Genomic DNA, 15,277 nt, shown 5'->3' with positions numbered 1-15,277 from the left:
AATTTTAGACAAAAGAAACAATATGTCAAACATACAATTAATCATTGAGGAACGCTCTGCTGAAATTGGTAATTTCATGGTTGGAAGATTATTGCCATTCCGAGAGAAAAGAGCCGTTGGTCCTTTTACATTTATAGATCACATGGGGCCAGCTTATTTAAAAGACTATCAAAATTTAGATGTCCCTCCTCATCCCCATATTGGCTTGTCAACACTTACCTATCTTTTTGAGGGAAGTATTATGCACAGAGACAGTCTTGGAACCGAGGTAAAAATACAGCCTGGAGCAGTTAATTGGATGACTGCTGGAAAAGGCATTACGCATTCAGAAAGAACTCCTGAATATTTAAGAACTTCAGATAAAAAATTACATGGCTTACAAATTTGGGTAGCACTTCCTAAAGAATTGGAAGAAATGGAACCGAATTTTGCTCATGTAGAAAAAGAAGATATTCCTCATTGGAAACAAGATGGCCTTTCCTTTAAATTAATCGCTGGAGAAGCTTTTGGGAGAAAATCTCCTGTTCCTGTATACAGTCCATTGTATTTTCTTGAGATAAAATCAAAAGAAAAACAAACAATAAGTATTGGTGAAAATTTATTTGGCGAAAGCGCTTTGTATATTTTAGAAGGAAACATTACTGACGGTACGAATACCTTTGAACCAAAACAGATTCTTATTGCTAAAGATAGTACACTTTGTAGTTTTGAGATGGCTGCAAATACAACTGTTTATATTTTTGGAGGAGAACCTTTTTCAGAAGAACGATTTATTTTCTGGAACTTTGTTTCATCACGAAAAGAACGCATTGAACAAGCAAAAACAGATTGGGAAAATCAAATCTTTCCAAAAGTTCCAGGTGAAACAGAATTTGTTCCTTTACCTAAACCAATAAAATTCTAAATAAAAGTCGAACGAATGCCTTTATTGTTGAAAGCTAAAAATCTGATATTCTTTTTAATATTGAATTACAATCTTGGTTATTCACAAGAATGGAGAAACTTTAATTCTTATAAAAGAGAAACTGGACATTCAACACTTGATCAAGGCTGCTGGTTAAAAAAAGACAGAAAGAAAAAAACTGAAGTATGGCAAAATGCCAATTCATTTAATTTATCCATAACAAACGGATACCTTAAATATAAGTCTATCAGTGAGATTAGAGATTTTTACTCATGGTTTGAAGAGCAAAGAAAAATAAAAGGACATGAAATAAAATGGATTGGAGTATCAAAAATTGTAGCAAATCAACTTTCAAATTTTGATAATGGATTGATTCGATTTTTCATTGTACGAAATAAAGAAGTAACTCAATTTGCAAATGAAGGATCTGCAAAAGTGTTAGAATTTGCTTTCCCTAAATTGCAAAGTGTTTATTTTTCAAAAGAGCCAATAACAGGAAAAGCTGCTCAAAAATGGGACTATGATTACGGAACAAACGAACAATGTATTATTTTAGAACCACTATATCAGAAATTATCTCCAAGAGCGATTTCAAGGCTTAACCGGATTGCCAAAGGAAAAGGAATATTTTCCTTTGCCGTAAAAAAACAAATGAAATATATTGGAAATATTGAAGACTGTCATTCAAGATATGAACATGGGCTAAAAATAAGCAATATGAATCCAGAATTGAAGAAAGCTGAGCAAATAAGCAATACAAGTAATGTTGCTAATTAACTTTTAGCATTTTAAAAAACAAAAGTCATGGAAAAGATAACTGTACATATTGGAAAACAAAATTATAAAGTTGATGCTAAAGGAGCTCGACAATCATTAGTAATTGATGAACCTGTTGAAGTTGGGGGTCAAGATTTAGGATTAAGTCCTAAAGAACTTCTTGCTGTATCTTTAGGTTCTTGTACTTCTATTACCTTAAAAATGTATACCAATCATAAGGGTTGGGATTTAAACGATGTAAATATTGAAGTGACTTTAGATTGGAACAAAGAAACTTTAACTACATCATTTACCAGAAAAATAGAATTAATCGGTAATTTAGATGATACTCAACGTGAACGATTATTAAAAATTGCAGACAGTTGTCCAGTTCATAAAATATTAACCAATTCAACAGAAATTGAAACCAAAATCATTTAATAAAAAATCCCGCACTATAGCGGGATTTTTTTATTACTCTACTATCAATTTTGCTGTAAATAACTTTCTCGAATGAATTTTTAGAATGTAGATTCCTTTTGATAAATCCTGGGTTATTAATGAGTACTTGTTATTGTTCACGTTTTTAGTCGCATATAATAATTTTCCTTCTGTATTGAAAATTTCAATTTCATCTATAGGATAATCTGATTGGATAAAAGTCTGATTATTACTTTGTGCTGGATTAGGGTACACTTTTAATCCGTTATCAATTTTAAATTCATCTTTTCCTAATGTTGGATCCACAACCTGAAAAGTAACTCTATTAGAAACTTCATTATAGGAATCATTGGTGAACATTACCATAAAATAATTTCCAGTTTGCGTTGGAAGTTCAGCAGGAGCTATATTTTTTGAACCTTGCGCAAGACCTTCAAAATAAGTATAACTCACTAATGGATTTAAATTTGGATTGTCTCCTTCGTGGTAAATTCCTAACCAATCTTTTACAATACCTGGAGCATCTGTCCAAGAAGCAGTAATTTGTTCTCCTAAATCATAAACTGGTTTGTTGATCCATAATTCCGTTACGATATCCCCTACTTTAAAAAACACTTTATTACCAATAGAATTATACCCATTTTGTAAATAATATTCGACATAATAATATCCTTTAGGCAAATTATTAAAAGTCTTAGTTCCAGAAACTGTAGTTACATATTGCCAAGAAACCGAAGCTACACTCCCTCCTGGTGTCACTCCCATTTTGTAAATTCCAATCCAATCATTTGTCAATTGTGGACCGTTACTAAAATTAACTGTTACTGGAGTACCCACTGCATATTCCGTCTGATTTGTGCTTAACACTGGAACTGGACCTACATAAAAATATTTACGTGAAGCTATTTCTGTGTAACCTCCATTTGAAAAAATTGCAGCAAAGTAACGACCTTTATTAGGTAATCCGCTAGTAAAATTGATAAAACCACTTGAACTACCATTTGTATATTGCCATGTTTGAGACGGAGATGTTGATCCAGGTGTTTGTCCTTCTTTATACAAACCAATCCATGTTGACGTGCTCGCTGGAGCATCAGTGAAGTTCACTTTAATTGGCGCATTTTGAGCATAAGTTATAGCATCAGTAGCAATTTCAGTATTAACAGTCGTACTTCCTGCAACTGTAAATGACTTAACATCACTCCAAGGCGACCATTCTAAGTTTCGATCACGATATCTAAGTTTTATGTAATATTGACCATTAGGTAATGAATTAGAAGCTAAAGTCATTTTAGTAATATCTACACCCAAATTTATATTTACAGTCGAATCTTTTCTTGTACCATATTTACCATATAAATTTTCAAAATCCCTGTAAACCTCTTTTTTGATAATATCAAATGTTGGTGTTTGCGAAATAAGAAACTGACTTGTGTTTAATAATTCATTAGTTGAAGTAGCATACGCAGATCCATTTACAGTTAAAGGTAAAGTTATATTACCTGTAAAATTATTTGTAATGGCTGGTTTAGAAGGAGCTACTTTGTTTTTATAACGGTGAAACGTATCCATCAACTGATTGTTTTTCCATTGATCCACACTTCCAATAGAGTAACTTTCAACATCCATTTTCCCATTTGTCACATCAATATCTACAATTTGGTAAATCCAATTACAAATAGTTTTCTGAACATCATCAAAATCTTGTTCTGTTGATGAGCCCCAATATTGATCCCAAGCTGTTCCTCCCGAAATAATATTATATGTTGGAGTCTCTTTTAATTGTCCTCTATGATAAAGGTGATGATGCGCTCCAATATGCATAGCATATTTAGAAGAAGAAACTAACAATGGAACAGCAGTATTTCTTACCCATGTAGAAATATCTCCTACATATTGTTCTGCCTGATAAGGTCTATGGCTCAAGGAGAAAATCCAATCGACAGTAGTATCTGTATTTGCTGCATTAAGAACTTGCTGCAACCAATTTAACTGTGCAGTTCCAGTGTGCTCAGAACTCAAACTGATGAATAGAACATTTCCAGCTTGTTGCGCATAATAGTTTTCTGTACCAGAAGAAATTCCTTTGTATGTTAACTCACTTATGTAGAAATGATCATAATAAGAATTCATTCCTAAAGTCCCATATGTTTCATGGTTTCCAACGGTGGTCTGGATTGGAATATTTCCTGACAAACCTCTATTTTTTTTAAAATGTACATTTTCATAATGATCTAAAGTTCCCACATCAACTTGATCACCTACCATAAATGTCATCGAAATATTATCATCAGGAGATAAAGTAGCTCCCCATTTTTGTTTAATTTTTCTTTTAGCTGCAGAAACCAATGAGTCATAACGAGGTACGGCTTTTAACTGATTGTCACCCATAATCAAAAAACGGATATGCCCGTCGACAGTAGCAGCCTGGCCCGGTAATGGTAATGTTTTGAAAGAGCTCACCGCTGAATATGAAGTTCCGGTTTTAATTCTGTAATAATACTTGGTATTAGGAGTAAGATTTGCAATTTTCACGCTATGGTAAAAATAATTACCTGGATACCCTGAATCTGTAAAAACATTTGTGTTACCTGTAACCGTCACGTTCAAATTATTGGAAGCAGTTCCATATTCGACACTTGATTCTGAGTTGCTTTCTGTTTTCCAATTCACATAAATAGAACTTGGTGTTGCATTTTGAAGATATGGATACAAACTCTGCGCTCTACTGACCACAGCAGTGCATAAAAGCATTAATAATAATGTGATTTTTTTCATTTTGTAGTTAGTTTTTTAGTTGGTGCCAAAACTACCACTCTGAATTTCAATCGCTTTTAAGACAATGTTACAGTTCCTTTATGGTTACCTCTCCTTTATGTTAAGCGTGTTAAATTAGTACAAAAAGGCATTTATAAAGACTGGGGAAAATTGTCCATTACATGGCGGAGATCATCCATTTTAACTCCAATGTCATCGTCGCATCTTTGCCTTGTCAATAAGACATAACAATTAAAATAAAAACTATGACACGATTAAACGCATTAAGTCCTGATCAAGCAACTGGAAAGACAAAAGAATTATTCAATGCAATAGAAAGCAAATTAGGGATGGTTCCTAACATGATGAGAACTATGGGAAATTCGCCAGCTCTATTAGAAGGTTATCTTAATTTAAGTGGTGCTTTGGGAGGAGGAGCTCTCGGTGCTAAGACTGGAGAACTTATTGCTATTGCAGTTGCCACAAATAACAATTGTGATTACTGTTTGACAGCTCACAATTATATTGGAGGGGAACTACTTAAAATTGATGGAGAGACATTGAATGGTGCAAAAAGAGCACATTCAACTGATACCAAAACAAACGCAATTTTACAATTTGCCAAAGCTTTAAGTGAAAAAAGAGGTTTAGTAAGCGATGAAGAAATTAATGCAGTAAAGGATGCTGGTGTTAGTGAAGGACAAATAGCAGAAATTGTGGGACATGTTGGTTTAAACCTTCTGACTAATTATTTTAACCATGTTGCCAATACTACTGTCGATTTTACTGTTTTTAATACAGCAACAGTTTAATTAAAAAATATAAAGGCAATTGTTTTTTGACAGTTGCCTTTCTTTATTTATACATCTTATGAAAGAAAAAAGATATCCTATTCCGCCTTTTACAATGGAAACAGCCTTGCAAAAAGTCCAAATTGCAGAAGATCTATGGAATACAAAAAATCCAGAAGCGGTAGCTTTAGGTTATACTAACGATACACAATGGAGAAACAGAACCCAATTTATTAACGGACATGAAGAAGTTGTTGCTTTTCTAACCGAAAAATGGAAAAAAGAATTAAATTACAAGCTAAAAAAAGAGCTTTGGGGGTTCCGTGAAAACCGGATGGCTGTTCAGTTTGAATATGAATGGCATGATCATAAAGGACAATGGTTCAGAAGCTATGGCAATGAACTTTGGGAGTTCGACGAAGACGGTTATATGCAAAAACGTGTGGCAAGCATCAATGATTTGCCAATTAATGAACAAGACCGAAAATTATAATGGAAAACGATACTGTATTCACGCTCATAAATCCGCAAAATGGTAATCTTGCCTTTAAGATTTTCTCCTTTGAGGGGAATTCTTCCTTCGATCACATACAGCGGCATAATTACTATTCATTGATTTGGGTTTTAGAAGGAAGTGGAACAGTACGTTCCGATTTTTCAGAATATTATTTTGAAGCAAATTCATTGTTTGCTTTTTCACCCTATCAACCATTTATGCTTACTTCAACAGAAAATTTAAAAGGATTTGTATTGCATTTCCACCCTGATTTTTACTGTATTCATATGCATCAAAAAGAAGTAGCATGCAACGGTGTACTTTTCAATAACATTTATGAACCACCATTTACCCTAATTGATGAAGCATCTACACAAACTCTTCATATGCTTTTACAACAAATGAAGGCAGAAATGCAACAACCTGCACTGGCACAACATGAACTTCTTGTTTCATATCTGAAAATATTTTTAATTACAGCTTCTAGACTTAAAACAGAGCAAAATCCAATGGCTTCACTTTGGGTTTCCAGCAATAAAGAACCGTTCATTTTACAAGCATTAAAAGATTCAATCGAGAAAGATTTTAAAGTCAAACATGCACCCAACGAATATGCAGAAGCATTGAATATATCTCAAAAAGCATTAGCTAAAATTACCAAAACGCATTTCAACAAAACACTGACACAACTTATTTCGGAACGAATTATTATAGAAGCCAAAAGAGAACTATACCTAACGGACAAATCGGTTAAAACTATTGCTTATGAACTGGGTTATGATGATGAATATTATTTCAGCCGATTTTTTAAAACTAATGCTGATGTATCACCTCAAATGTATAGAGAAACTGTTGGGTATGCCAAAGCTGTAGGCAGACAAACACCTATTTGAAAACACTAATTACATAAATCTAGAGTTTAATTTAGACAAAATCATTGCCATTCTTGAATGTACTTCACTCCTGTTGAGAGCTTTTTTTAAATGAATTTAAAGAAATAGAGGTTTCAATTTTCAGATTTTAAAATCTAAAAATATTACAATTGCTAATTTTTTAAAAAAGGAACCCATCTAGCTTTAGGCGAAACAAAACTTGAGAATTTACTTTCCACCTGGATAGTTCATGATTTGAATCATTTGTTAAAAATTTGGAGAGTAATAGGAAAACGATATAAAGAAAATATGGCTATGATTGCTTATCTTCTTCATTATAATAAAAAAATCCCACTCGTAAGCGGGATTTTTTATTTAAGAATACATTTTCTTTCTCATTTCTTGAATTTTTTCATCTTCAAGATATTCGTCAAAAGTCATATAACGATCAATTACTCCGTTAGGAGTGATTTCCAACACTCTGTTAGCAACAGTTTGTGCAAACTCGTGGTCATGCGTTGTAAACAATACAGAACCTTTAAAGTTTTTTAGAGAGTTGTTAAAAGCTGTAATCGATTCTAAGTCCAAGTGATTTGTTGGCTCATCTAACATCAATACATTAGCTCTCATCATCATCATTCTGGATAACATACAACGTACTTTTTCTCCTCCAGATAATACACGTCCTGTTTTTAAAGCTTCTTCACCAGAAAAAATCATTTTTCCTAAGAAACCACGAACATATACTTCATCTCTTTCTTCCTCAGTTTTTGCCCATTGGCGTAACCAATCTACTAAAGTCAAATCGTTTTCAAAGAAACTGTGATTATCACCTGGTAGATACGATTGGTTTGTTGTAATTCCCCAATCAAAAGTACCAGAATCTGGAGTTAAATTCCCGTTTAAAACTTCATAAAACGCAGAAGTAGCGCGTGAATCTCTTGAAAATACAACTATTTTATCTCCTTTGGCCATATTTAAATCCACATTCTTGAACAAAACTTCTCCATCTATTGAAGCAGATAAACCCTGAACATTTAAAATCTGATCACCCGCTTCGCGTTCTTGATCAAAAATAATGGCTGGGTAACGACGGCTTGAAGGTTTGATTTCACCAATATTTAATTTCTCGATCATTTTTTTACGTGAAGTAGCTTGTTTTGATTTTGCTACATTCGCAGAGAAACGACGGATAAATTCTTCTAATTCTGCTTTTTTCTCTTCTGCCTTTTTATTTTGTTGCGCTCTTTGTTTAGCTGCTAACTGAGACGATTCGTACCAGAAAGTATAGTTTCCTGAATAATGATTAATTTTTCCGAAGTCAATATCCGATACATGTGTACAAACTGCATCTAGAAAGTGGCGGTCGTGAGAAACAACCAATACAGTATTCTCATAATTTGCCAAGAAATTCTCCAACCAACCAATAGTTTCAAAATCCAAATCATTGGTAGGCTCATCCATGATTAATACATCAGGATTTCCAAATAAAGCTTGTGCTAATAACACACGAACTTTCATTTTTCCTTCCATATCGCTCATCATTGTATAATGATAATCTGCCCCGATTCCTAAATTTGACAATAAAGTAGCCGCATCAGAATCGGCATTCCATCCGTTCATTTCCTCAAATTGAACTTGCAACTCCCCTATTCTGTCTACTTTATCATCAGAATAGTCGGCATACAAATCATCCATTTCTTTTTTAACTGCAAATAATGTTTTATTCCCCATTAAAACGGTTTCTAAAACTGTGTGTTCGTCAAACATATTGTGGTTCTGATTAAGAACCGACATACGTTTTCCAGGCTCAAGAATAACACGACCTGAAGTAGGATCGATATCTCCTGATAATATTTTCAAGAATGTTGATTTTCCTGCACCATTTGCACCAATAATTCCGTAGCAGTTACCTTGTGTAAAAGTTACGTTTACCTCGTCAAACAAAATTCGTTTACCAAATTGAACTGATAAATTTGAAACTGTAAGCATTTATTTATTTTTAAAAAGTGTTGCAAAAGTAGTAAAAATGAATGAGTTTTGAGTTAAAACTTTAATACAGCTGTACAGATAACTTTAACTGTACATTAACAACGTTATATTATTTATAAAAATATATTTGCTATATCGTAAATAAGTTAGAATGTTTGCCTATTTCAAAAAACTACAATGTTTAACTCTATTAGTGAATGCAGTTTTTTTAAGTTCTTGTCACCAAGGATTTAAGGAAGATGATTATTCTGCTTATTTTGGAGGTGAGATTATCAATCCAAACTCTAAATATGTGTATTTATGTAAAAACAATGAAGTAATTGATACAATTCAATTAGACAAAAACAATAGATTTTTTACAAAATATGATTCTCTTACTCCGGGAATGTACACATTTAAACACGATCCCGAATATCAGTACATTTATTTTGACAAAAATGATAGTTTGATGATTCGTTTAAATACTAACGAATTTGATAACTCACTTACTTTTTGCGGTCGTGGAGATGAAAAAAATAATTTCTTAATTGAATTATTTTTAAAAAATGAAGATGATAAAAACGCTTCTTTTGATATTTATGATTACGATTTGAAGAAATTTGATGAGAAGATAAATTCTGATTATAAAATCAAGAATGCTTTTTATGAAAGAAGAAAAAAAGATATCAGCTGGGATGAGGATTTTGATATTTATGCAAAATCAATGCTTGAAATGCCATACTTAGCTAAGAAAGAAATGTACCCTTTAGCACATAAATTCAGAACAAACCAAGATGTGTGCGCAAATCTTCCTAAAGGTTATTATGATTATAGAAAAGACATTGATTTTAATAACGAAAAATTAACAAACTTCGCTCCTTTCGTTCGTTATTTAACATCAATGCTCAGCAATATCACTTGCAGAAAAGATGTAATGGGTAAATCAATAGAAAATAATATCCATAAATTAAAAGTTGCTGATTCTATTTTTGAAAACCAAAAAATCAAAAATGCTGTATTAAATAATATTGCATTCATGTATTTGTTAGAAGATCAAAACATTGAAAACAACAAAAAATTCTTAGGAGAATATTTAAAACTTTCTACTGATAAAGAACGTCAAAAAGAAATCAAGAAAATTGGAGACGCGATTCAAAATCTAGCACAGAAAAAAAGACTTGAAGATGTCGAGCTTATTGATGCAAATTCGAATCCTGTTACTATCAATAAGCTTGTTAAGAAAAAAACGGTTCTTTTCTTTTGGACTTCTGAGGCTAAATCACATATGGAATTAGTTCATAAGCGTGCTGTAGAACTTCAACAAAAACACCCAAATTGGGACTTTATAGCAGTAAATATCGATGATTCTGTTGAAAATTGGAAAGAGAATTTAAATAAGAATAATTTTAAAAATATTACTGAGCTTCATTCTACAAATTTTAGCTCAATAAAAGACAAATGGGTAATTACCAAAATTCATAGAACAATGCTTTTAAATGCAGATGGAACAATAAAAAATGGTTTTGTTAGTATTTTTGATGCAAACTTCGAAGAATACTTACAATAAACTAATCCTCAAACCAAACGAAAAAGCGGTTTCAAAGTTTTGAAACCGCTTTTTCAATTTTATAAAGTTTTAATTAAAACTATTTATTTCCTTTTTCGTAATCAGCAACAAATTGCGCAATTCCAATATCAGTTAATGGATGTTTTAATAATCCTGTAATAGACGATAATGGTCCTGTCATAACATCAGCACCAATTTTAGCGCAGTTTACAACATGCATCGTGTGACGAACAGAAGCTGCTAAGATTTGAGTTTCGAAACCATAATTATCATAAATATCGCGGATTTCTTGAATTAAATTTAAACCATCTGTAGAAACGTCATCTAAACGTCCTAAGAAAGGAGAAACATAAGTTGCTCCAGCTTTTGCAGCTAATAGAGCCTGTCCAGCAGAAAACACCAAAGTTACATTTGTTTTAATTCCTCTATCGGAAAAGTATTTACATGCTTTTACACCTTCTTTAGTCATTGGTAATTTAACAACAATTTGTTCGTGTAATTCAGCCAACTCTTCACCCTCTTTTACCATTCCTTCAAAGTCAAGCGCATTTACTTCGGCACTCACATCACCATCAACAATATTACAGATATCAACATAATGCTTTAAAATGTTGTTCGTTCCTGTAATTCCTTCTTTTGCCATTAATGATGGGTTTGTTGTAACACCATCAAGAATTCCTAAAGCTTGTGCTTCCTTAATTTGCTCTAAATTGGCTGTGTCAATAAAAAATTTCATCTGTTTGTATTTAAAATAGTTGTGTTTTAAGGTTATTACTATTTGGTTGGTTGAATTCTAACGCGATTGCAAAATTACAATTTATAATGATTCATTAGCATTTTTTCATATACTTTATCTGGCAATGTTCTTTTTAAAACAACCGAAAATTTTTGCATAAATGCCCCAACCTTATAATGAATTTTTGGTTTTGAAGTATTTATGATTTTATAAACTGCCTGAGCCATTTCAATAGGATTACTACCTGAATCGACGTGTGTATTCATTTCTGACAATGTGTTTCCGTACACTTTCTCATAAGCTGATCCCTTAATCACTGGTGCATGATAACGACCTGCAGCAATATTTGTTGCAAAATCTCCGGGCGCAATGTTTGTAATTTCAACTCCAAACTGTTTTGTTTCCATACGAAGAGCTTCTGTCACTAATTCTAAAGCTCCTTTTGATGCCGAGTAAATTCCCCTATAAGGTAATCCCATATAACCAGCAATTGATGTAATATTGATTATTAATCCTAAGTTCTGACTTCTCATTTGCGGCAAAACCGCTTTAATTACTTCGATTGGTCCAAAGAAATTGGTTTCAAAATTATTGCGCATTTCTTCTGTTGGAATTTCCTCGATTGGCCCAGTAATACCAACTCCAGCATTATTTATTAAAACATCTATTTTTCCGGATTTAGCAATTACTTCACCAATTGCTTTATATATAGATTCACTATTTCTTACATCCAAGGCAACCAATGGAATTTTTGAGTTTTGAACTTTTTCAGGATTACGGCTTGTGCCATAAACAGTATAACCTTTGTCTTGTAAAAACTCCCCTATTGATTTTCCAATTCCTGATGAACCACCAGTTATTATTACAACTTTACTCATTATCGATTCGTTTATTTAATTAATTCAATTCCTAAACCAGGCTTGTCTGATAATTGAATTTTTCCATTTATTATTTTACTACCCATAGCAACATCTTCAGCTATTAAATTGGCTCCATCCAAATCACAATAATCCACTAAAGGTGTTAAAACTGCACCTGCCGAAATACCCACCGTAGATTCGGTCATACAGCCAATCATTATATTATAATTTAATTGTCTAGCTTCTTTTATAATCTCCAAAGCTGGAGTAAGACCTCCACATTTAACTAATTTAATGTTTAAACTTTTATAATGCGAGAGCAAAGAAACTAAATTATTATTGTTCTGAAAATCTTCATCGGCCATCCAATTTGCAAATTTATCTCTTGATAAATTAGTATAATTTTTCACTTGCATTGGCTGCTCCAAATAAGTGAAATTTGAAGCCAACTCATTATTTTCAATCCAATGACAATCTTCAATAGTAAAACTTGCATTCGAATCGAGAGCTATATTTCTATTTAAGCTAGATAATCTTGTAAAAGATTCTTTATTTAGCCCTTTACATTTTACTTTAAATTTACTCCAACTCGAATTTTCTATTTTTTTTATTTGATTCTCAATATCATCAATACTTATTGTTATTGAAGATTCTGGAATTACTTTTAGATCGATTGCATTTATTTCTAAAAAACTTTTATTCTCTAATTTCCCAAATAAATCCCAATACGCACAATCTAAAGCAGAAGTTACAAACGAACTTAAATGTAAACTTTTTATAAAAGAATAAAATGATTGAGGAACAGATATTTGTTGATTTTCAATTAAAGTTTTACTTAATATTAACTGATTAACTAAATCATCAAGATTTATTCCATAATAATCTATTATTGTGCACTCACCATAACCAGAAATACCTTTATATGATAAAGTAACTATTAATGCTTCCCTAAAGGAATAATCACCATAGGATATTGAAAAAGTTTCTTTAAGAGGAAGTTTGACCTTTTGCCAAGCAAGTTGCATTCTGGAATAATTTGGTCTAAAAATAAAAAATCCCGAACAATCGGGACCACAAAATTAAAATTATCTTTAATAAAAAATGGCAAGCGACCTACATCGCACCGCTACAACCGCATACCTTTGCTGTGTTCCCACCCTGGAGGAGTCTGCAGGAGCTGGTCGTGTAGGACTTGCCGATGCAAATATACAATCTTTTTGTATTTTTACAAGCAAATTTGATTAGGTAAAAACCTTTTGTATATTGTATTCTCAAATATTTAAATAATGATAAAACATAAACTTCTAGCTATCACTTCATTAGTTCTTTTAAGCGCAAGTTGTGCGGGTGATAAAAAAAATTTATTTTCTATTGATGATTCTAAATTTAAGCTTTTATATCACCAAGATGACAATGTTTCTTTGTCTTTACTAAATAAAAAAGACAAATCAATCGACTCTATCGTATATTTTAATAGCGAAAAAAGAATTGGATCTGTAAAAGGAAATACAGTTTTTAATTACAGTTTGAAGAATCAAAAATTAGGTTATCAAAATTTAAAAGCGGTAGTTTATTTTGAAGGAGATTCAACAAAAACTGAATCAAGAATTGAATTGGTTTCACATATAGAACCAAAATTATTGACTTATACTGTCCTTAACACTTATCCTCACGATATTAAAGCATATACTCAAGGATTAGAATTTCATAACGATATATTGTTTGAAGGAACTGGTAATGGTGCTGGTAATGGAACAGGCGTAAGAGGAATTTCAAGTTTAAGAAAAACTGATTACAAAACTGGAAAAGTTTTGAAAAAAGTTGAACTTGGAGCTGATTATTTTGGAGAAGGAATTACAATTTTAAATAATAAAGTGTATCAATTAACTTGGTTAAACAATGAAGGGTATGTTTATGATGCCGAAACTTTCAAAAAGGAAAAAACATTTAAATACTTCAAAAAAATGGAAGGATGGGGTTTGACTAATGATGGTAAAAACCTTTATCAGAGTGATGGAACAGAAAGAATTACAGTATTAAGTCCTGAAACTTTTCAACAAGTTGATTTTATAAATGTTTATACTGCTCAAAATAAAATTAAAGCCGTAAATGAATTAGAGTGGATTGATGGTAAAATTTATGCCAACATATATCAAATGGATGCTTTAGCCATTATAGACCCAAAATCAGGAGCAGTTGAAGCTGTTATTGATTTATCAGCTTTAAAGAAAAAAGTGACACAACATCCTGACATTGACGTATTGAACGGTATAGCTTATAATCCTAAAACAAAAACGATTTTTGTAACTGGCAAAAATTGGGATAAAATGTTTGAGATTAAAATAAATCATTAAAATTTAGTTCTCATTCCAACCTTTTATAACGAAATGGTCTCTATTTATATATAGACCATTTTTTTATTTATTATAGTTATGAGAAAATTTCAGCTTACAATACCAGAACCATGTCATGAAGACTGGAATAATATGAACCCAGTAGAAAAGGGAAGATTTTGCTCTTCATGCGAAAAAAATGTTTTCGATTTTACTAAATCAACTGATTTACAAATCATCGAAACATACAATAAAAATCATTCTATTTGTGGCAGGTTTTTACCTTCACAATTAGATAGAGAATTATTTTATCCCAAAAAGAAAAAATCACTTTGGTTAGCTTCAGTATTCTTTGGAATAACTACTTTTTTTATCACAAAAATTTCTGCTCAAGAAAAACCAAAAATTGAACAAACGGAAGTTAAAGATATTATTGTTGGAAAAGTTACTTATCATCCAGAAAATGAAACTAATGAAGTAACTATTACTGGAATTGTCAGTGATTCTTCTGGTCCATTACCAGGTGTAAATGTTATTATTAAAGGCAGTAAGAATGGTGTACAAAGTGATATGCAAGGACTTTTTAAAATTAAAGCACGAAAAGGAGATGTTTTAATTTTTTCATTCATGGGAATGGAGGATACTGAAAGAACAATTAAGAATTCTAGAATAATAAATGTAAAAATGAAAGAAGGAAAATATATGTTAGGTGGACTTGGTGTTATTGAAGAAAATCAAAAGCTTTCAATTCTTAATCTTTTCAAAAAGAAAGAAAGAAATTCATAATAAAAAA

The 15,277-nt window shown here is 31.9% G+C and carries 14 protein-coding genes and 1 other RNA gene; 9 read left to right on the top strand and 6 right to left on the bottom strand.

Features of this window, described 5'->3' with window-relative positions; genetic code table 11:
- Positions 1–22 precede the first annotated feature (22 nt).
- Genes LJY17_RS03460 through LJY17_RS03450 form a run of 3 tightly spaced genes read left to right on the top strand, consistent with a single transcriptional unit; the run spans position 23 to position 2,101 of the window.
- Positions 23–904, top strand: coding sequence for a pirin family protein (locus tag LJY17_RS03460; protein ID WP_264542460.1), 882 nt, complete (start codon positions 23–25; stop codon positions 902–904).
- Positions 905–919: 15 nt separating this feature from the next.
- Positions 920–1,681: a hypothetical protein gene (locus LJY17_RS03455; protein ID WP_264542459.1), complete on the top strand. Its 762-nt coding sequence runs from the start codon at positions 920–922 to the stop codon at positions 1,679–1,681.
- Positions 1,682–1,708: 27 nt separating this feature from the next.
- On the top strand, positions 1,709–2,101 hold the full coding sequence (locus LJY17_RS03450; protein ID WP_264542458.1) for an OsmC family protein: 393 nt from the start codon (positions 1,709–1,711) through the stop codon (positions 2,099–2,101).
- A 33-nt stretch (positions 2,102–2,134) separates the two neighbouring features.
- On the opposite strand, the gene LJY17_RS03445 is transcribed toward LJY17_RS03450, so the two are convergent.
- Positions 2,135–4,879: a fibronectin type III domain-containing protein gene (locus LJY17_RS03445; protein WP_264542457.1), complete on the bottom strand. Its 2,745-nt coding sequence runs from the start codon at positions 4,877–4,879 to the stop codon at positions 2,135–2,137.
- A 245-nt stretch (positions 4,880–5,124) separates the two neighbouring features.
- On the opposite strand from LJY17_RS03445, the gene LJY17_RS03440 reads away from it, so the two are divergent.
- Genes LJY17_RS03440 through LJY17_RS03430 form a run of 3 tightly spaced genes read left to right on the top strand, consistent with a single transcriptional unit; the run spans position 5,125 to position 7,038 of the window.
- Positions 5,125–5,670, top strand: a complete 546-nt coding sequence (locus tag LJY17_RS03440) for a carboxymuconolactone decarboxylase family protein (protein ID WP_264542456.1) — start codon at positions 5,125–5,127, stop codon at positions 5,668–5,670.
- Positions 5,671–5,728: 58 nt separating this feature from the next.
- The gene (locus tag LJY17_RS03435) at positions 5,729–6,142 is read left to right on the top strand and encodes a nuclear transport factor 2 family protein (protein WP_264542455.1); all 414 of its coding nucleotides are present in this window, start codon (positions 5,729–5,731) and stop codon (positions 6,140–6,142) included.
- The gene (locus tag LJY17_RS03430; RefSeq protein WP_264542454.1) at positions 6,142–7,038 is read left to right on the top strand and encodes an AraC family transcriptional regulator; all 897 of its coding nucleotides are present in this window, start codon (positions 6,142–6,144) and stop codon (positions 7,036–7,038) included. The genes LJY17_RS03435 and LJY17_RS03430 overlap by 1 nt, the downstream gene beginning before the upstream one ends.
- A 354-nt stretch (positions 7,039–7,392) precedes the next feature.
- Here the strand turns inward: LJY17_RS03430 and LJY17_RS03425 are convergent, their stop codons facing one another.
- On the bottom strand, positions 7,393–9,009 hold the full coding sequence (locus tag LJY17_RS03425) for an ABC-F family ATP-binding cassette domain-containing protein (protein WP_264542453.1): 1,617 nt from the start codon (positions 9,007–9,009) through the stop codon (positions 7,393–7,395).
- Between the two features lie 151 nt (positions 9,010–9,160).
- On the opposite strand from LJY17_RS03425, the gene LJY17_RS03420 reads away from it, so the two are divergent.
- Entirely contained in the window at positions 9,161–10,555 is a 1,395-nt protein-coding gene (locus tag LJY17_RS03420; protein WP_264542452.1) for a TlpA family protein disulfide reductase, read from the top strand.
- A gap of 79 nt (positions 10,556–10,634) precedes the next feature.
- On the opposite strand, the gene fsa is transcribed toward LJY17_RS03420, so the two are convergent.
- From fsa to ffs, 4 genes are all read right to left on the bottom strand, one after another.
- The gene (gene fsa / locus LJY17_RS03415) at positions 10,635–11,291 is read right to left on the bottom strand and encodes a fructose-6-phosphate aldolase (RefSeq protein WP_264542451.1); all 657 of its coding nucleotides are present in this window, start codon (positions 11,289–11,291) and stop codon (positions 10,635–10,637) included.
- Between the two features lie 74 nt (positions 11,292–11,365).
- Positions 11,366–12,169 carry an SDR family oxidoreductase gene (locus LJY17_RS03410; protein WP_264542450.1) on the bottom strand — a complete coding sequence of 268 codons (804 nt, stop codon included), beginning with the start codon at positions 12,167–12,169 and terminating at the stop codon, positions 11,366–11,368.
- Positions 12,170–12,180: 11 nt separating this feature from the next.
- Positions 12,181–13,176: an enolase C-terminal domain-like protein gene (locus LJY17_RS03405; protein WP_264542449.1), complete on the bottom strand. Its 996-nt coding sequence runs from the start codon at positions 13,174–13,176 to the stop codon at positions 12,181–12,183.
- 74 nt (positions 13,177–13,250) lie between these two features.
- Positions 13,251–13,349, bottom strand: an RNA gene (ffs, locus tag LJY17_RS03400) — signal recognition particle sRNA small type.
- A gap of 88 nt (positions 13,350–13,437) precedes the next feature.
- Between ffs and LJY17_RS03395 the strand changes: the two genes are divergently transcribed.
- Together LJY17_RS03395 and LJY17_RS03390 are read left to right on the top strand one after the other, a co-directional pair.
- On the top strand, positions 13,438–14,505 hold the full coding sequence (locus LJY17_RS03395) for a glutaminyl-peptide cyclotransferase (RefSeq protein WP_264542448.1): 1,068 nt from the start codon (positions 13,438–13,440) through the stop codon (positions 14,503–14,505).
- Positions 14,506–14,583: 78 nt separating this feature from the next.
- Positions 14,584–15,270, top strand: a complete 687-nt coding sequence (locus LJY17_RS03390; protein ID WP_264542447.1) for a carboxypeptidase-like regulatory domain-containing protein — start codon at positions 14,584–14,586, stop codon at positions 15,268–15,270.
- The last annotated feature ends 7 nt before the right edge of the window (positions 15,271–15,277 follow it).

Source organism: Flavobacterium hankyongi, assembly GCF_036840915.1.
Lineage (GTDB): Bacteria > Bacteroidota > Bacteroidia > Flavobacteriales > Flavobacteriaceae > Flavobacterium > Flavobacterium hankyongi.
This window is presented reverse-complemented; position numbering and strand designations above follow the sequence as displayed.